This window comes from Streptomyces sp. NPDC093065 (genome assembly GCF_044754585.1).
In the GTDB taxonomy this organism is placed as follows: domain Bacteria; phylum Actinomycetota; class Actinomycetes; order Streptomycetales; family Streptomycetaceae; genus Streptomyces.
This window is the reverse complement of the sequence record NZ_JBIVPJ010000002.1, coordinates 599,356-616,478: the sequence shown is the minus strand read 5'-3', so window position 1 is coordinate 616,478 and position 17,123 is coordinate 599,356. Positions and strand designations below refer to the sequence as shown.

The following is a 17,123-nucleotide window of genomic DNA, read 5'->3' as shown; positions in this document are numbered from 1 at the left end:
GAGCGTGCGAAGGGGCGCCCGGTGTTCACCGGGCGCCCCTTCGCATGTTCGCGATCGCCGACGGCCTACGGCTCCCAGTCCCCGCCGGGGAACTCCGGGTCCCCCGACTCGGTGGACCCGCCGCCGTCCGGCGGTGTCTCACCGCTGGACGCGCTGTTCGACGGCGACTGCGTCGGCGGCTCCGGCGGTTCCTCGGTCGTCGGGTCGTTCGACGGGGGTGCCTCGCTCGTCGGGTCCTTCGACGGCGGCGGTGCCTCGCTCGACTCCTCCTGGGACGGCGACTGGCTCGGCGACTGGGGGGTCGTCGGCGACGTGCTGGACTTCACCGCGGCGCCCTGCTTGGTGTCCAGGTCGAACTTGGTGACCTTCTCCATGACGCCGAAGGTGTACGCGGCCCAGATCTCCGCCGGGGGGCCACCGCCGTTGACGCGGTAGTCGACGCCGGCCGCCTCGTACATCGGGACCTGCTTGTGCGGCGGTTCGTCGTCCTCGCCGAACAGTCCGACCGAGGTGACCAGGTTGGGGGTGAAGCCGGTGAACCAGGCCGACTTGTTGTTGTCGGACGTACCGGTCTTGCCGGCCACCTGCTGACCGTCGCGCAGCGGGTTCTCCCGCACGGACGTCTTGGCCGTACCGTCGTCGACCACGCCGGTGAGCACCGAGGTCACGGTGTCGGCGGCCTCCCGGCTGATGACCTCCTCGCCGATGGGGTCGGGCATCTCGATCGTGCGGTCCTTGTGCTCGACCGCCTTCACGATCGCCGGGGTGACCTTCTTGCCGTGGTTGTCGAAGGTGGCGTAGACGCCCGCCATCTCCAGGGGGCTGGCGCCCATACTGCCGAGGGTCTGCGCGGGTACGGCCTGCTCGCCCTCGGTGTCCATGCCGAGGTCGGAGGCGACCTTCATGACCTCGCTCATGCCCACGTCCGTACCCATCTGCGCGAAGACGGAGTTGACGGACTTGTTCATCGCGTCCTGGACCTCGATCTCGCCGTAGTCGTGGTCGTCCTCGTTGGGCGGGGCGAAGCCGACCTCCTGGTCGCCGTCCATCACGGGGCGCTCGCTGTCGCCGTCGTAGAGGGTGTTGGCCGTGATCGGCGTGCCGTCCTGGGTCTCGGCGTCGTGGTCCACGGCGGCGGCGAGGATCACCGGCTTGAAGGTGGAGGCGGGCTGGTAGTCGTCGCGGGTGGCGTTGTTGGTGTAGTGCTTCAGGTAGTTCACCCCGCCGTACATCGCCACGACGGAGCCCGTCTTGGGATCCACGGAGACGGCTCCGGCCTGGACGTCGGCGTCGACCTTGCGCTGGTCGGGGTCCAGCTTGCTGGTGAGCTGCTTCTTGACCGCCTCCTCCAGCGCGGCCTGCTTCTTCTTGTCGATGTTGAGGGTGACGGTGTAGCCGCCGAGGTCCACCAGGGCCTTGGCCTGCTCCATGTCCTCGGCGGCGCCCTGGGCGACGAGCTGCTTCTTGAGGGCGTAGTCGGCCGCGTCCACCAGGTAGCCGATCTGGCCCTCCTTGCCCGCGGCGGCCTTGGGCTCCTCGGGCTCCGGGAACTTCATGCCCTGGCGGTCGCCCGCGTTCAGCCACTTCTGGCCGACCATGTTGTCGAGGACGTAGTTCCAGCGCTCCTGGACGAGCTTCCTGCCGGTCTCGCTGGCGATCGCCCAGTCGTACTGGTTCGGCGCCTGGAGCAGGGCCGCGAGGTAGGCGCCCTGTTCGACCGTCAGGTCCTCGGCGTCGACGCGGTAGTAGGCCTGGGCGGCGGCCTGGATGCCGTAGGCGCCGCGGCCGTAGTAGCTGGTGTTGATGTAGCCGGCGAGGATGTAGTCCTTGGACTTCTCCCGGTCCAGCTTCAGGGAGATGACCAGTTCCTTCAGCTTGCGCGAGACCGTCTGTTCCTGGGTCAGGTAGTAGTTCTTGACGTACTGCTGGGTGATCGTCGAACCGCCCTGCGCGCCCTTGCCGGAGAGGGTGTTGAGCACACCGCGCGCGGTGCCCCTGAGGTCGACGCCGGCGTCGTTGTAGAAGGTCTTGTTCTCGGCGGCGACGAAGGTCCGCTGGACCTCCTTGGGGATCTTGGCGAGGTCCACGATCTCGCGGTTGCGTTCGCCGGTGCGGGCCATGATGCTGCCGTCGCTGTACTTGTAGACGTTGCTCTGCAGATCGGCCTCGGGGTTGCCCTCGGGGATGTCGATCATCATGTACAGCACGATGAAGGCGCCCATGCCGAGCAGGCAGAGGCCGAAGACCGTGCCGACGACCTTCTTCCAGGTGAACAGCCGGCGTATGCGGCCCTTGCCGCCCGCGGCCCCGCCCGCGCCCGACGAACGGCGGCGTTTCGGCGCCGCGCGGCGTCCACCGCGCTGTCGCGCTCTTCTCTCTTCCGCTCGCCCCATGGGTCCGATCCGCTCCGCTTCGGTCATCTGTGGGCACGTCTCGCTCACGTGTCACACAGGTTCGTCGCTCAGGTCAGCTCAGAAAGCTAACACCGGGAGATATGACAAACGGCAACTGATCCGGCCTTGTACGGACGTGAGAATCAGCACCCGCTCCATAGGAACCGACGTACGAGAGGGGTTCGAGGTTGTGATTCGGGGGTAAAGTGATATCACTTAGCAAGCATTGAGAGAACGGGGAACCCACCCATGTCCACGCACGATGCCCCGCAGGTCACCGCCGATGTGCCCGAGATGCCCGCGCCGCGGGTGCGCGAGAACCAGGCACACAGCATCGGCGGCGGTTTCGCGCTGCTGCTCGGACTGGTCGGACTGCTCGTCGGCGCCGGCCTGATCGCGACCGCCACGGCGGTCGACGCGACCGGCGGGAAGGCCGTGCTGATCATCGGGGGCATCCTGGTCGCCCTGGCCGCCTTCCTCGCGATGTGCGGGCTGAACATGGTGGCGCCGGGCGAGGCCCGCGTGGTGCAGCTCTTCGGGCGGTACCGGGGGACGATCCGGCAGGACGGCCTGCGCTGGGTCAACCCCTTCACCTCGCGCACCAAGATCTCGACGCGGGTGCGCAACCACGAGACGGCCGTCCTGAAGGTCAACGACGCCTACGGCAACCCCATCGAGCTGGCGGCGGTCGTGGTGTGGCGGGTGGAGGACACCGCGCAGGCCACCTTCGAGGTGGACGACTACGTCGAGTTCGTCTCCACCCAGACCGAGGCGGCCGTGCGGCACATCGCCATCGAGTACCCCTACGACGCCCACGACGAGGACGGCCTCTCGCTGCGCGGCAACGCCGAGGAGATCACCGAGAAGCTCGCCGTCGAGCTCCACGCGCGCGTGGAGGCGGCCGGCGTACAGATCATCGAGTCCCGCTTCACACACCTCGCCTACGCCCCGGAGATCGCCTCGGCGATGCTCCAGCGCCAGCAGGCCGGTGCGGTGGTCGCCGCGCGGCGGCAGATCGTGGACGGCGCGGTCGGCATGGTCGAGGCCGCGCTCGCCCGGATCAGCGAGCAGGGCATCGTCGAAATGGACGACGAACGCAAGGCGGCGATGGTGTCCAACCTGATGGTCGTGCTCTGCGGGGACCGCGCCGCCCAGCCGGTCCTGAACACGGGGACGCTCTACCAGTGACGACCCCGTCCGAGGATTCCGCGGCGCCCGAGGGCCCGGCTCCGCGGCGTCGGCCGCAGCAGCGCAAGCAGGTGCTGCTGCGGCTGGACCCGCAGGTGTACGAGGCGCTGGCCCGCTGGGCGGGCGACGAACTGCGCTCGGCCAACGCCCAGATCGAGTTCCTGCTGCGCAGGGCGCTGGCCGAGGCCGGCCGGCTGCCCGGCGACACCGGGCCGCTGCCGCGCCGGGGCCGCCCGCCGGGAGGCGGCCGCCCGGGGGCCGCACCTCCGTCCTGACCGTCCGGACGCAGGCGGGCCCTCCGCCGTAGCGGAACCGTGACAATCGCCTCCGACCTGCGCTCCCCTGGTCGTCCCCCACCCGCCGCCACGATCTCTGCACCGTGCGTATACATAGTGCGTATACACCGTGTGTAGAGTGCTCCGCATGTCCATCGGTCACACCCTCCTGGGACTCCTGGAGTCCGGGCCGCGCCACGGTTACGACCTCAAGCGCGCCTTCGACGAGAAGTTCGGTCACGACCGGCCGCTGCACTACGGCCAGGTCTACTCGACGATGTCCCGTCTGCTGAAGAACGGCCTCGTCGTGGTCGACGGCATCGAGGCGGGCGGCGGTCCCGAGCGCAAGCGGTACGCGATCACCGACGAGGGGATCACCGACGTACAGCGGTGGCTCGCCACGCCGGAGAAGCCCGAGCCGTACCTCCAGTCGACGCTGTACACCAAGGTCGTCCTCGCGCTGCTCACCCACCGCGACGCCGCCGACATCCTCGACACCCAGCGTTCGGAGCACCTGCGCAGCATGCGCATCCTGACCGACCGCAAACGCAAGGGCGACCTCGCGGACCAGCTCATCTGCGACCACGCACTCTTCCATCTCGAGGCCGACCTGCGCTGGCTGGAACTGACCGCCGCGCGCCTCGACAAGCTCCGTGAGGCGGTAGCCCGATGACTCCCCCCGCAGGTTCCCTGCTCTCGGCGGACCAGCTCCGCAAGGCCTACGGCCCCACCCTCGCCCTCGACGGCGCCGAGTTCTCCATCCACCCCGGCGAGGTCGTCGCCGTCATGGGCCCCTCCGGGTCCGGCAAGTCGACTCTGCTGCACTGCCTCGCCGGCATCGTGACGCCCGACTCGGGGACGATCATGTACAACGGGCGCGAACTGTCGGCCATGTCCGACGCCCAGCGCAGTGCGCTGCGCCGCTCGGACTTCGGGTTCGTGTTCCAGTTCGGCCAGCTGGTGCCGGAGCTGACCTGTGTCGAGAACGTCGCCCTCCCGCTGCGCCTGAACGGCACCTCCCGCAAGGAGGCCGAGCGGGCCGCGCTGACCTGGATGGAGCGGCTGGAGGTGGACGGCCTCGGCAAGAAGCGGCCCGGCGAGGTCTCCGGCGGCCAGGGGCAGCGGGTCGCGGTGGCGCGCTCGCTGGTCACCAACCCGCGCGTGCTCTTCGCCGACGAGCCGACCGGAGCGCTGGACTCCCTCAACGGTGAGCGCGTGATGGAGCTGCTCACGGACGCCGCCCGGTCCACCAACGCGGCCGTCGTGCTGGTCACGCACGAGGCGCGGGTGGCGGCCTACTCCGACCGCGAGATCGTCGTACGGGACGGCAAGTCGCGGGACATGGAGCGGGTCGTATGAGCGTGCGCCAGTGGTCCGCGGACCTGATGCTGGGGGTGCGCTTCGCCTTCACCGGGGGCCGCGAGGGCTGGACCCGGGCCGTGCTGACGGCCGTCGGCGTCGGGCTCGGCGTGGCGCTGCTGCTGCTGACGACGGCGCTGCCCAACGCGCTCACCGTCCGGCACGAACGGGAGGCGGCGCGCTCGGACATCACCTACGCCACCGACACGATGCCGAAGGCGAACGACACGCTCGTGGTCGCCGACGTCGACGAGAGCTTCCGCGACGACGACGTCCGGGGCCGGGCCCTGGAGCCCGAGGGCCCGCGGGCGCCGCTGCCGCCCGGGGTGGCGAAGTTCCCGGCGGTGGGCGAGATGGTGGTCTCCCCCGCGCTGAAGAAGCTGCTGGCCTCGGACTCCGGAGCTCTGCTGCGCGAGCGGCTGCCGGAGCGGATCGTCGGCACGATCGCGGAGGAAGGGCTGATCGGCTCGGCCGAGCTCGCCTACTACCGGGGCGCGGAAGGGCTCGCGGAGCACATCACCTCGGGCCGGATCGAGCGCATCGACCGCTTCGGCGACCCGCAGCCGGGCGAGGAGCAGTCCGACCCGGTGCTGCTCCTGCTGATCCTCGTCGTCTTCGTGGTGCTGCTGATGCCGGTCGCGGTGTTCATCGCCGCCGCCGTGCGGTTCGGCGGCGAGCGGCGGGACCGGCGGCTCGCGGCGCTGCGTCTGGTGGGCTCCGACAGCCGCATGACCCGGCGCATCGCCGCCGGTGAGGCCCTGGCCGGCGCGGTCCTCGGGCTGGTCTTCGGCGCCGGGTTCTTCATGGTCGGACGACAACTCGCGGGCAACGCCGAGGTGTTCCGCATCAGCGTGTTCCCCAGCTATCTCAACCCCTCGCCGCTGCTGGCCCTGCTGGTCGCGGTGGCGGTGCCGGCCGCGGCGGTGCTGGTGACGCTGTTCGCGCTGCGCGGGGTGGTCATCGAGCCGCTCGGGGTGGTCCGCGCGGGCCGTCCTGCCCGGCGCCGGCTGTGGTGGCGGCTGCTGCTGCCGCTGGCCGGGCTGGCGATGCTCTACCCGATGATCGGCAACGGCCGCGACAACGGCGACTTCAACCAGTACCTGGTGACCGGCGGTGTGGTTCTGCTCCTGGTGGGCGTGACCGCCCTGCTGCCGTGGATCGTGGAGAGCGTCGTCGCCCGGCTCGGCTCGGGCGGCGTGGCCTGGCAGCTGGCCGTGCGCAGGCTGCAGCTGAGCAGCGGTACGGCGGCCCGGATGGTCAACGGCATCGCGGTGGCCGTCGCCGGGGCGATCGCGCTGCAGATGCTGTTCGCCGGCGTGGACGACGACTACACCAAGTCGACCGGCCAGGACGTGTCGTGGGCCCAGATGGAGGCGATCATCCCGAGCGGGGTCGACATGGCTTCGGCGGCCGACAAGTTCCGCGACACGAAGGGTGTGAAGGCGGTCTTCGGCTACTCCGAGGGCTGGCTGGGCGACCGTGCCCAGGACCCGGAGCACGGCACGACGGTGACCGTGGGCGAATGCGCGTCGCTGCGGGAGATCGCCAGACTGCCCTCGTGTGCCGAAGGGGACGTGTTCGCCGTCCACGGCGCCGAGTGGGACGGCGAGGAGGACGTGTCGAAGCTGGCCGCTGCGGGCCGGAAGCTCTACGTGGACCCGTCCTACGAGGGCGGCCCGAAGAGCCACGAGATCCCCTGGACGGTGCCGGAGGGCGTCAAGACGGCGAAACCGCGTACCGGTCTGCTGGCCGGGACCGACCGGGGCGGCTTCCTGATCACTCGGAAGGCGATGCCGGACGCGTTCGTGCCGGCGCTGGACGGGCACGCCTACCTCCGGCTGGACGCGTCGGTGCCGGACGTGCACGACCTGGTGCGGAACACCACGGCGGCCGTCGACCCGCTGGCGGACTCCATGACCTGGGCGGCGACCGAGCGGACCGACCGGTTCGACGCCATCCGCACCGGCCTGTTCGTGGGAGCGGCGTGTGTGCTGGCGCTGATCGGCGCCAGTCTGCTGGTCTCGCAGCTGGAGCAGTTGCGCGAGCGGAAGAAGCTGCTGTCGGCCCTGGTCGCCTTCGGCACCCGGCGCCGCACGCTCAGCCTGTCGGTGCTGTGGCAGACGGCGATCCCCATCGTGCTCGGCCTGCTGCTCGCCTCCGCGGTGGGCCTGACCCTGGGTACGGTGCTGCTGAAGATGACGGGCACCCCGGTCCGTGTCGACTGGACCGGCGTCCTGTCCATGACCGGCATCGGTGCGGCGGTCGTCCTGGTGGTGACGCTGTGCAGCCTGCCGCCGCTGCTGCGGCTGATGCGGCCGGAGGGGCTCCGGACGGAGTAGACCCCGCACGTGCACGACTGAGCGACCGCCCGGCCGGGCGGTCGCTCAGTCGTGCACCGGCCGGACCGGCAGGACCGCCATCGCCTCCCGCAGGGCCGCCGCCAGTTCCTCGTACTCCGCCGAGCGGGCCGCGCCCGTGCGCATGGCGAGGGCGATACGGCGGGTGGGGGCCGGGTCGGTGAAGGAGGCGGTGAGGAGCTGGCTGGAGCGGGAGGTCTCCACGCGGACGGCGGTGCGCGGCAGCAGCGTCACCCCGAGGCCGCCCGCCACCAGCTGCACCAGCGTCGACAGTCCGGCGGCCGTGGTCGTCGCCGGGACACCCGCGCGGCCCGCCTCCCGGCAGATGTCGAGCGCCTGGTCGCGCAGGCAGTGGCCCTCGTCGAGCAGCAGCAGCTTCAGCTCGCGCAATACCGAGCGCTCCAGGCCCTCCCGGCCGCCGAGCCGGTGGTCGAGCGGGGTGACCAGGACGAAGTCCTCGTCGAAGAGCGGGAGTTCGGTGACGCCGGGGACGCCCAGCGGCACCGCGAGCAGCAGCAGGTCGAGCCGGCCGGTCGTCAGGCCCTCCAGGAGACTCGCCGTCTGCTCCTCGTGGACCTGGAGATCGAGGTCGGGATAGCGCTCGTGGACCAGGCGCAGCACCGTCGGCAGCAGGTACGGCGCCACGGTCGGGATGACACCGAGCCGCAGCGCGCCGGTGAAGGGCGCCCGTACCGCCTCCGCCTCCTCGAGGAGCGCGCCGACCTCCGCCAGTACGGCCTTGGTCCGCACCGCGAGCCGCTCGCCGGCCGGCGAGAGCAGCACCTTGCGCGTCGTTCGCTCCAGGAGTGTGACACCCAGTGCCTCCTCCAGGGCGGAGACGGCTCCCGAGAGCGCCGGCTGACTCATGCCGATCGCGGCTGCGGCGTCGCGGAAATGCAGGTGCTCGGCGACCGCGTCGAAAGCCCGCAGCTGGGCGAGGCTGGGCTGCCTCTTCTTACCGGACACTAATAGCCACCTCCGATCAACTGGACCGAGTGTAGCTATTTCCCTAATCAATGCACCCTGTGCCAACATCAACAACGTCCAACCCATGGGAAACGCTCGCAAAGCGGGTGTTTCTTCGCTGCACTATTGGAGAGCGCGTGCTCACTGTCGGTGACAAGTTCCCCGAGTTCGATCTGACCGCCTGCGTCTCGCTGGAGAAGGGCAAGGAGTTCCAGCAGATCAACCACAAGACCTACGAGGGTCAGTGGAAGGTCGTCTTCGCGTGGCCCAAGGACTTCACCTTCGTGTGCCCGACCGAGATCGCCGCCTTCGGCAAGCTGAACGACGAGTTCGCCGACCGTGACGCCCAGGTCCTCGGCTTCTCCGGCGACTCCGAGTTCGTGCACCACGCCTGGCGCAAGGACCACCCGGACCTGACCGACCTGCCGTTCCCGATGCTGGCCGACTCGAAGCACGAGCTCATGCGCGACCTCGGCATCGAGGGCGAGGACGGCTTCGCGCAGCGCGCGGTCTTCATCGTGGACCAGAACAACGAGATCCAGTTCACGATGGTCACCGCCGGCTCCGTCGGCCGTAACCCCAAGGAGGTTCTGCGGGTCCTCGACGCCCTGCAGACCGACGAGCTCTGCCCGTGCAACTGGAGCAAGGGCGACGAGACCCTGGACCCGGTCGCGCTGCTGTCGGGGGAGTGAGCCGACATGTCCCTCGACTCCCTGAAGTCCGCCGTACCGGACTACGCCAAGGACCTGAAGCTCAACCTGGGTTCGGTCATCGGCAACTCCGACCTCCCGGCGCAGCAGCTGTGGGGCACCGTGCTGGCGACCGCCATCGCCTCGCGCTCCCCCATCGTCCTGCGTGAGCTGGAGCCGGAGGCGAAGGCGAACCTGACGCCCGAGGCGTACTCGGCCGCCAAGTCGGCCGCCGCCGTCATGGCGATGAACAACGTCTTCTACCGCACCCGGCACCTGCTGTCGGACCACGAGTACGGCACGCTGCGCGCCGGTCTGCGGATGAACGTCATCGGCAACCCGGGCGTCGACAAGGTCGACTTCGAGCTGTGGTCCTTCGCGGTGTCCGCCATCAACGGCTGCGGCATGTGCCTGGACTCGCACGAGCAGGTGCTCCGCAAGGCCGGCGTGGACCGCGAGACGATCCAGGAGGCGTTCAAGATCGCCGCCGTCGTCGAGGCGGTCGGCGTCACGCTTGACGCCGAGGCGGTCCTCGCCGCCGAGTAGTCCCGCTTCGCACGGCACGTACGGCACGGGCCCCGCTCACCGGAAGGTGGGCGGGGCCCGTTCGCGTGCCGGCGCCTCAGTGCCGCCGACCGCTAGGCCGGGGAGGCGTCCGACGGCGGACCGGTCTCCGGGGGCTCCTGGGTCTCCGGGCGCTCCTGTGCCCGGTCGATCGCCGGGGCGGCGTCGGTCGACGTGGCACCGTGCGGCTTCGGCCGCTGCCGCAGCGCGGCCTCACGGGAGTACGCGCGCAGATAGCCCACGACGGTGTTGGTCACCGCCACCAGGGGTACGGCGACCACGGCGCCGCCGATGCCGGCCACCATGCCGCCGGCGGCCACCGACAGCACCACCGCCAGCGGATGGACCCGCACCGCGCGTCCGAGGATGAACGGCTGCAGGATGTGCCCCTCGATCTGCTGCACCGCCAGCACCACCACGAGCGTCATGACCGCCGCGAACACGCCCTGCGTCACCAGCGCCACGACGACCGCGAGCGCGCCGGACACCACGGCTCCGACGAGCGGGATGAAGGCGAACAGGAAGATGAACACGGCCAGCGGTACGGCCATCGGCACATCCAGGAAGTAGATGCCGAGACCAATGAAGATCGCGTCGATCAGCGCGACGATCACCGTGCCGCGCACGTAGGCGGTCAGCGTCCGCCACGCGCGCGGACCCGCCCCGGCCACGCCCGGCCGGGCGGCCGCGGGCACCAGCTTCAGCGTCCACTGCCAGATGCGCTTGCCGTCGTAGAGCAGGAAGAGCGTCGAGAAGGCGGCCAGCAGGATGCCGGTGAGCGCCTCGACGACGACCGTGACGCCCTCGAGTCCGGCCGACGTTATCTGGTCGGTGTTGGCGCCGACCGCTTCCCGCAGGTTCTTGGCGATCTCGTTGATCTGCTTGTCGGTGACGTGGAAGGGGCTGTTCAGCAGCCAGTTGCGCAGCTCGTCGATGCCGTTCTGGACCTGGTCGGAGAGGTTGTCGATGTTCTCCATGACCTGCCAGGTGACGAACCAGCCGATCAGTCCCATCACCACGAAGCCAAGAATCGCGGTCAGCGCGGTGGCCGGCCCGCGGGGCACCCCGTGCCGGCGCAGCCAGGCCACGGTCGGCTGCAGCAGCGCGGTGATCAGCAGCGCGGCCACGAACGCCAGCACGACCAGCTGCACGGCGCTGATGATCCGCATCAGCACCCACACGGTGCCCGCCAGTACCAGCAGCCGCCATCCGGCCTCCGCGGCCACCCGCACTCCCCACGGCACGGCCTGCGCCGGGTCGGGCCGGTCGTGGACGGCGACCGTACGGTGTGCGGCGAGGTGCTCCGCCGCCGCTTCCTCGACCGGGTCGTCTGCGGACTGCGGCACGTGGTCGTGGTCCGGTACCGGTCCGTGGCCGGCGTCGTGCCGACGCGCCTCTTCCCGGCGCTGCTCCAACCGCTCGCTCATCTGCGTCAGTCCGGCGCCGAGCCGACCGAGCCACCCTGGCACTCGTGACATGATCCGTCCTCTTCCCCCGTCTTTCCCCACCACTCCCCCCTGGAGTCGTTCCGGTCCGACCGTACATGGCGGGAGCACGAAAGCCCCTCACCGTAGGACGGTGAGGGGCTGCGCGAGGTTGAGCGTGGGCCGCGAGGCCCGACTGCCCGGCTCAGTACCAGTGGTTGGCCTGCCAGAAGCCCCAGGCCTCACAGGGGCTGCCGTAGCGGTTGTTCATGTAGCTGAGGCCCCACTTGATCTGGGTGGCCGGGTTGGTCTGCCAGTCGGCGCCCGCGGAGGCGTACTTGCCCGCCGGGAGGGCCTGGAAGAGGCCGTAGGCACCGGAGGAGGCGTTGACGGCCCGGTAGTTCCAGCTGGACTCGTGGTCCACGATGTTGCTGAAGCACTGGAACTGGCCGCTGGGCACCATCTGACGGGCCATCGCCTGGATCTGGCTGGTGCTGTAGGAACTCTGGACCGCGAAGCTGGTGGACTCGCGCTGGGCGTCGCGGCTGGCCGCTTCCTTCTCCGCCTCGCGCTTCTTGGCCTCCTCGGCCGCCTTCTTGGCCTTCTCCTGCTTGGCCACGGCGGTCTCGGCGGCTGCCTTGCGGGCCGCCGCCTCGGCGTCCTTCTTGGCGCTCGCGTCCGCGGCGATGGCCTGCACATCGGCCTGATGCGTCAGGGACGCGGTCTGCACCTGCGCCTGCTCACCCATGGGGATGTCGGCAAGCAGCGTCGTGCCTGCTGCCGTCGCCTCAGCGTCGTCGTTGTTCTGCGCGACGCTGCCCGAGGCAACTCCGACGACGCTTCCGACGGCGGTGACCGCCGTGGCCGAGGCCACTGCGAATCCCCGGACCGAGATCCGGCTCACACGGTTTCCTTCCAGCATCGCCCGCTCCGGTGACCCTCGCGGACGCAATCGTGCCCCTGGCGCTGGCCTCCCCAACTACGGGTCACGGGAGGCACGGGCCCGGTGGACAACCCCCCTGCGGGGAGCGCCGCGTGGTGCTCGGGCGGCATACGACTCGGCTATGGAGTTGGCTCTGGTGCTTCTGTGGCGCCATACCGCTGGGGGTACAGCTGTGTCGTATGCGGGGCCTGACAGGAATGAGACTCTGCCGTAACCCGGCGGGGTGAGGCAATTCCGTGTTGCGTGTGAAAGCTCACATCCCGTTTGGCCCAGGGGATTCACGGAAATCCGCACACGCCGAGGCGCCGCCCGGCTAGGCTCTGGGCCTTTCCGGACGGCGCCGACTGACGGGTAACCGGCCCTTGTCGGGTCGGAGTTCTCGGACGGGTCAGATGTGACCGTCCTCCAGCATTTCGGTCACCAGTGCCGCGATCTGGGACCTCTCGGAGCGGGTCAGCGTGACGTGCGCGAAGAGCGGATGCCCCTTCAGCTTCTCGACGACGGCGACCACTCCGTCGTACCGGCCCACCCGCAGATTGTCCCGTTGTGCCACGTCGTGGGTGAGTACGACCCGCGAGTTGGCCCCGATCCGGGACAGCACGGTCAGCAGCACGTTCCGCTCGAGCGACTGCGCCTCGTCGACGATCACGAACGCGTCGTGCAGCGAGCGCCCCCGGATGTGGGTCAGCGGCAGCACCTCCAGCATCCCGCGCGCGGTCACCTCCTCGATGACCTCCCGGCTGGTGACGGCCGACAGCGTGTCGAAGACCGCCTGCGCCCAGGGGCTCATCTTCTCGGCCTCGGAGCCGGGCAGATAGCCGAGCTCCTGCCCGCCCACCGCGTACAGCGGGCGGAAGACCATCACCTTCTGGTGCTGCCGGCGCTCCAGGACCGCCTCCAGGCCCGCGCACAGCGCGAGCGCCGACTTGCCGGTGCCGGCCCGGCCGCCCATCGACACGATCCCGACGTCCGGGTCGAGGAGCAGGTCGAGCGCGATCCGCTGCTCGGCACTGCGGCCCTTGATCCCGAACGCCTCCCGGTCGCCGCGCACCAGCCGGACGTTGCCGTCGGGCGCGACCCGGCCGAGGGCCTTGCCGCGCTCCGACTGGATGGTCAGGCCGGTGTGCACGGGCAGCCCGGCGGCCTCGGGGACGTAGATCCGGCCCTCCTCGAAGAGCACGTCCACCTGTTCACCCGGCAGGGTGAGCTCGGACATTCCGGTCCAGCCGGAGGCGTCCGTGATGGCCAGCTCGGCGCGGTACTCCTCGGCGAGGAGGCCGACGGAGGACGCCTTGATCCTGAGCGGGAGGTCCTTCGACACGACGGTGACGTCGAACCCCTCCGCCTGCAGATTGCGGGCGACCGCGAGGATGCGGGAGTCGTTGTCCCCCAGGCGGTAGCCGGTGGGCAGCACGCTGGGGTCCGAGTGGTTGAGCTCGACGCGGACGGTGCCGCCCAGGTCCCCGATCGGGATGGGGGCGTCGAGGCGACCGTGCCGCACCCGGAACTCGTCGAGCAGGCGCAGGGCCTGCCGGGCGAAGTAGCCGAGTTCGGGATGGTGCCGTTTGGCCTCCAGCTCCGTCACCACGACGATGGGGAGCACGACCTCGTGCTCGTCGAAGCGGTTCAGGGCGTTGGGGTCGGCCAGCAGGACGCTGGTGTCGAGAACATAGGTGCGCCTGTCGGGCTTGTGGCGCTTTGTGCTGGTCACCACGGAAGGACGTACCCCCTCGGAAGAGGTCGGGGAGCGACGGAGTGGACGCTGGGCCGGAAGGGCGGGAACGAGCCGACCGGTCCGGGGACCGTCTGACGGGATCCGCCAGCCGAGCCCTCGGGGCCGCCCTGCACTGGCGCGGGCCGTGGACCGGCCCTCCGCCGCGTCTTCCGTGCCGTGACCGCACGGTGGGGCTGGTGCAAAGGGCCTCCCGGGCGGACGGCTCCGTGCCGTCCGCTGAGATCCGACACCCGTGGTTCGGGCGTCGACCTGCTTGGGTTATGCCCTCGAACACGCGCCGCCATGCCACGGCACAGGACGACGCACCGGTGAACTCCTCGTTACGGGCGTACCGCTGCGCGGGCCTGCCCGGGAGGGCACAAAAAACGGGCCGGTCCGTGGGGGGGGATACGGACCGGCCCGAGGGGGGGTTTCCACCATAACCCTTCGTAAGTGATGCCGCGCGCATCGGCGTGCCACAACTACTCTCCGGAGTCACCCGGCGACGCCCGGACAGCCACGGAAGCCCTCATTCCGCCCTGAATCATGGCCAAATCACAGTGAACCCGTCGAACGGGCCGGAATCTCGGCCACCCCGGAGCGACCGCGCACCCCGGGCCGGAGCCCGCTTCCTTCCCCCGTCCGGGTGACACCGACGCCGTCCGCCGGCTTGACCCGGCACCGCGCAGCCCCCTCCACTGCGCGGTGCCGCACGCGCAGCTTTGCTCACGCGAATTACCTGGTCCGAACCTACGTGACCGGACGGCTCGGATTCGACCCGAGAAGGACAACGATGAATAACGATGTGGAAACCCTGTGAGGATCGGCGGCTGATTTCGCACCCTGCCTCCCGGCACGCGGATATTTGCGAAGGTGCGCTGCTTACGCCCGGAAGGTCCACCAGGTGAGCGCCCGGCGTGGCCGCCGCGAGCGCACCGCTCAGGGCGTGGCCGCCGGCCCGGTGCCCTCCGGCTTGCGCGCGTCGAAGAGGTGACGGGAGCTGTGGGCGACGAAGGGCCCGTCGGCCTCGATGCGCTCGTGCAGCTCGCGCAGCCGGTCGCGGTACTCCTCGACGGTGAACCCGGGGACCATCCACACGACCTTGCGCAGGAAGTGGACCACGGCACCGACGTCGAGGAACTCCATCCGCAGCCGCTCCGCCCGCAGGTCCACGACCTCCAGCCCGGCCGCCTCGGCGTCGGCACGCTCACGCTCGGGACGACGGTGCAGACGGGCGGCTTCCGGCAACGGCCCGAGGAAGTACTCGATGAGCTCGAAGACGCTGGCAGGCCCGACGTGCTGGGCGAAGTAGGTACCGCCCGGCGCGAGCACGCGGGCGACCTCGTCCCAGTGCGGCTCGACGGGATGCCTGCTCACGACCAGGTCGAAGGCGCCGTCCGCGAAGGGCAGGGACGCGTCGTCGGCCGAGGCCACCACCGGGACACCGCGCGGGCGCAGCAGCCGGGTGGCCGCTACGACGTTGGGCGCCCAGCCCTCGGTGGCGACGACGAGCGGCGCCCGGTCGGAACCGGCGGCTCGGAGGGCGAAGTCCAGCACCTCCCCTCCCCCGGTCTGCACGTCCAGCACTGCGGTGGCCCCGGCCAGCCGCCCGGCCAGGGACCGCGCGTACCCCCAGGACGGCCGCGCCTCGGTGGCCCGGCCTTCGAACCAGGAGAAGTCCCACCCCTCGGTGGGAACGGCGGCGGCCTCGGCCACGAGTTCGTCGAAGGAACGCATGTGAGGCACGGCTATCCGGCCACGAGGGGCCGGACCCGCTCCGCGGCGAACCGCACGAACCCCTCCGGGTCGGGCTCGTCGCCGGTCGGCTGGAGGACGACGGTGTCGGCCCCGGCCTCGGCCAACCGCCGCACGGCGTCGGCGACCGCCTCCGCGTCCCCCGCGGCGCCGAGGTCCGGCACGTCCGCGACGCCTTCGGCGACCAGTTCGGCGCGGAGCCGTTCGCGGGCGTCGGTCCCGGTGGCGGCGAGAAGATAGACGACGACCCGGTGCGGGTCGTCGCCGCGTCCGGCCGCCGCACGCCCTTCGTCGATGAGCCGCCGGGCGCGGCGCACGCCGTCGGGCGGCGTGTTCGCGGTGAGCACGGTCCCGTCGGCGGCCTCCCCCGTCAGCCGCAGCGAACGGGGCCCGGTGGCACCGGCGAACACCTTGACGGCCTGCTCCGGCGGCCAGTCGAGCGCGACGTCGTCCAGCCGGACGTAACGCCCCTCGACCGTCACCCGCTCGCCCCTCAACAAGGCCCGCAGCGCGAGGAGGTACTCCCGCAGCAGCCCAACGGGCGACTCGGCCCGCGCCCCGACCTGCGCCATCCAGTCCTGCACCCCGTGCCCCACGCCGAGGACGGCACGGCCGGGGAACATCCGGTGCAGCGTGGCGGCCTCCATCGCGGTGAGGGCCACGTTCCGCAACGGCACGGGCAGCAGTCCGACGCCGACCCGCACCCGCTCGGTCCACGCGAGGGCAGCGGCGGCCGCGGAGATCCCGCCTTCACGGAAGCAGTCCTCCCACAGCCACAGCTCCTCGAGCCCCACCTCATCGGCAACATGCGCCACGGCACGCAGCCGCTCGGGGGCGAGCTGAGGGCGGAGTACGGCACCGAGTCCAGTCATGGACTCTTCCTACCCTCGCCTTCGACCACCGGACAACACCATTACGACGCGGCCCCCAGAGGGTCCTCGAAACGAACGGTCCCGACGATCCGCCGCAACACCGCCCGGTACTCCTCCCGCCGCGCGACCGCGACGGTACTGACCGTCAACACGGCCAGCCGCCGGCAGTCGGGGTGGGGGAGATGGGCGTGGACCTGCAGGAGGGGGAGCTGGGGGAGCCCACTCTCAGCGGCGCACCGCGACGTGGTCTCGCTGAGGACGCCGGGGCCGCAGGCGAACTCCTCAAAAGCGATGCGTGTGTGCCCCTTGTCCGTCGTGGCGACGCGGGCTGCCGTTACTCCTCTTGGGGCGACGTTCGTGTCCTGCCAGGAGATGGTGAAGAGGGAGAGCAGGGGCGTACCCGCCGGGTCGATGTCGTCGCGATGCAGGCCGATCGAGCAGTGCACCATGCCGACACCGCACAGAGCTCCGAGCATCCGCTGCCCCAGCGCACACTGCGCAACGAACCGCTGGCGCACCAATTCACTGGGCGCCGCATCGAGCAACGGGGCGACGGCTCCGCACATCGCTTCGGCTTCTGGTGATCCGGGACGGGCCAGGAGGGAATTCAGCGGAACAGGCATA

The 17,123-nt window shown here is 70.6% G+C and carries 15 protein-coding genes; 7 read left to right on the top strand and 8 right to left on the bottom strand.

From position 1 onward, the window contains the following. Positions 1-65 precede the first annotated feature (65 nt). The gene (locus ACIQFU_RS05735) at positions 66-2,393 is read right to left on the bottom strand and encodes a transglycosylase domain-containing protein (RefSeq protein WP_402549199.1); all 2,328 of its coding nucleotides are present in this window, start codon (positions 2,391-2,393) and stop codon (positions 66-68) included. A 249-nt stretch (positions 2,394-2,642) separates the two neighbouring features. Here ACIQFU_RS05735 and ACIQFU_RS05730 point away from each other — a divergent pair, with 249 nt between their 5' ends. The 5 genes from ACIQFU_RS05730 to ACIQFU_RS05710 all read left to right on the top strand — a co-directional run bounded on the left by ACIQFU_RS05730 (position 2,643) and on the right by ACIQFU_RS05710 (position 7,554). After that, complete coding sequence (locus ACIQFU_RS05730) at positions 2,643-3,581, top strand: SPFH domain-containing protein (RefSeq protein WP_402549197.1); 939 nt, start codon at positions 2,643-2,645, stop codon at positions 3,579-3,581. Next, a complete protein-coding gene (locus ACIQFU_RS05725) occupies positions 3,578-3,856 on the top strand; it encodes a hypothetical protein (RefSeq protein ID WP_402549196.1) in 279 nt (92 codons plus the stop codon). The genes ACIQFU_RS05730 and ACIQFU_RS05725 overlap by 4 nt, the downstream gene beginning before the upstream one ends. A gap of 148 nt (positions 3,857-4,004) precedes the next feature. Further along, positions 4,005-4,529, top strand: a complete 525-nt coding sequence (locus ACIQFU_RS05720) for a PadR family transcriptional regulator (protein WP_373902669.1) — start codon at positions 4,005-4,007, stop codon at positions 4,527-4,529. Beyond that, positions 4,526-5,215 carry an ABC transporter ATP-binding protein gene (locus tag ACIQFU_RS05715; RefSeq protein WP_402549194.1) on the top strand — a complete coding sequence of 230 codons (690 nt, stop codon included), beginning with the start codon at positions 4,526-4,528 and terminating at the stop codon, positions 5,213-5,215. Before ACIQFU_RS05720 ends, ACIQFU_RS05715 begins: the two co-directional genes overlap by 4 nt. Continuing rightward, on the top strand, positions 5,212-7,554 hold the full coding sequence (locus tag ACIQFU_RS05710; protein ID WP_402549193.1) for an ABC transporter permease: 2,343 nt from the start codon (positions 5,212-5,214) through the stop codon (positions 7,552-7,554). The genes ACIQFU_RS05715 and ACIQFU_RS05710 overlap by 4 nt, the downstream gene beginning before the upstream one ends. Before the next feature lie 45 nt (positions 7,555-7,599). Here ACIQFU_RS05710 and ACIQFU_RS05705 read toward each other — a convergent pair whose 3' ends face one another. Next, entirely contained in the window at positions 7,600-8,538 is a 939-nt protein-coding gene (locus ACIQFU_RS05705) for a LysR substrate-binding domain-containing protein (protein WP_402549192.1), read from the bottom strand. 137 nt (positions 8,539-8,675) lie between these two features. Between ACIQFU_RS05705 and ACIQFU_RS05700 the strand changes: the two genes are divergently transcribed. Together ACIQFU_RS05700 and ACIQFU_RS05695 are read left to right on the top strand one after the other, a co-directional pair. Further along, positions 8,676-9,230 carry a peroxiredoxin gene (locus ACIQFU_RS05700; protein WP_007444367.1) on the top strand — a complete coding sequence of 185 codons (555 nt, stop codon included), beginning with the start codon at positions 8,676-8,678 and terminating at the stop codon, positions 9,228-9,230. Between the two features lie 6 nt (positions 9,231-9,236). Then, entirely contained in the window at positions 9,237-9,773 is a 537-nt protein-coding gene (locus ACIQFU_RS05695; RefSeq protein WP_052840909.1) for an alkyl hydroperoxide reductase, read from the top strand. A 92-nt stretch (positions 9,774-9,865) separates the two neighbouring features. Here the strand turns inward: ACIQFU_RS05695 and ACIQFU_RS05690 are convergent, their stop codons facing one another. The 6 genes from ACIQFU_RS05690 to ACIQFU_RS05665 all read right to left on the bottom strand — a co-directional run bounded on the left by ACIQFU_RS05690 (position 9,866) and on the right by ACIQFU_RS05665 (position 16,975). Further along, entirely contained in the window at positions 9,866-11,269 is a 1,404-nt protein-coding gene (locus ACIQFU_RS05690) for an AI-2E family transporter (protein ID WP_402549191.1), read from the bottom strand. A 151-nt stretch (positions 11,270-11,420) separates the two neighbouring features. Continuing rightward, on the bottom strand, positions 11,421-12,119 hold the full coding sequence (locus tag ACIQFU_RS05685; RefSeq protein WP_402549189.1) for a transglycosylase SLT domain-containing protein: 699 nt from the start codon (positions 12,117-12,119) through the stop codon (positions 11,421-11,423). Between the two features lie 427 nt (positions 12,120-12,546). Then, positions 12,547-13,872, bottom strand: coding sequence for a PhoH family protein (locus tag ACIQFU_RS05680; RefSeq protein WP_402549188.1), 1,326 nt, complete (start codon positions 13,870-13,872; stop codon positions 12,547-12,549). 939 nt (positions 13,873-14,811) lie between these two features. Further along, complete coding sequence (locus ACIQFU_RS05675; protein ID WP_402549187.1) at positions 14,812-15,609, bottom strand: class I SAM-dependent methyltransferase; 798 nt, start codon at positions 15,607-15,609, stop codon at positions 14,812-14,814. Between the two features lie 11 nt (positions 15,610-15,620). Beyond that, positions 15,621-16,499 carry an LLM class flavin-dependent oxidoreductase gene (locus tag ACIQFU_RS05670; protein ID WP_402549186.1) on the bottom strand — a complete coding sequence of 293 codons (879 nt, stop codon included), beginning with the start codon at positions 16,497-16,499 and terminating at the stop codon, positions 15,621-15,623. Between the two features lie 41 nt (positions 16,500-16,540). Beyond that, positions 16,541-16,975, bottom strand: a complete 435-nt coding sequence (locus ACIQFU_RS05665; RefSeq protein WP_402549184.1) for a hypothetical protein — start codon at positions 16,973-16,975, stop codon at positions 16,541-16,543. Positions 16,976-17,123: the final 148 nt, after the last annotated feature.

What these genes read in the sequence shown, in the direction of transcription:
- ACIQFU_RS05720 (WP_373902669.1), top strand. Translation starts at nt 4,005, where the DNA reads ATGTCCATCGGTCACACCCTCCTGGGACTCCTGGAGTCCGGGCCGCGC.
- ACIQFU_RS05665 (WP_402549184.1), bottom strand. Translation starts at nt 16,975, where the DNA reads ATGCTCGGAGCTCTGTGCGGTGTCGGCATGGTGCACTGCTCGATCGGC.
- ACIQFU_RS05730 (WP_402549197.1), top strand. Translation starts at nt 2,643, where the DNA reads ATGTCCACGCACGATGCCCCGCAGGTCACCGCCGATGTGCCCGAGATG.
- ACIQFU_RS05690 (WP_402549191.1), bottom strand. Translation starts at nt 11,269, where the DNA reads ATGTCACGAGTGCCAGGGTGGCTCGGTCGGCTCGGCGCCGGACTGACG.
- ACIQFU_RS05735 (WP_402549199.1), bottom strand. Translation starts at nt 2,393, where the DNA reads ATGGGGCGAGCGGAAGAGAGAAGAGCGCGACAGCGCGGTGGACGCCGC.
- ACIQFU_RS05715 (WP_402549194.1), top strand. Translation starts at nt 4,526, where the DNA reads ATGACTCCCCCCGCAGGTTCCCTGCTCTCGGCGGACCAGCTCCGCAAG.
- ACIQFU_RS05710 (WP_402549193.1), top strand. Translation starts at nt 5,212, where the DNA reads ATGAGCGTGCGCCAGTGGTCCGCGGACCTGATGCTGGGGGTGCGCTTC.
- ACIQFU_RS05695 (WP_052840909.1), top strand. Translation starts at nt 9,237, where the DNA reads ATGTCCCTCGACTCCCTGAAGTCCGCCGTACCGGACTACGCCAAGGAC.
- ACIQFU_RS05675 (WP_402549187.1), bottom strand. Translation starts at nt 15,609, where the DNA reads ATGCGTTCCTTCGACGAACTCGTGGCCGAGGCCGCCGCCGTTCCCACC.
- ACIQFU_RS05670 (WP_402549186.1), bottom strand. Translation starts at nt 16,499, where the DNA reads ATGACTGGACTCGGTGCCGTACTCCGCCCTCAGCTCGCCCCCGAGCGG.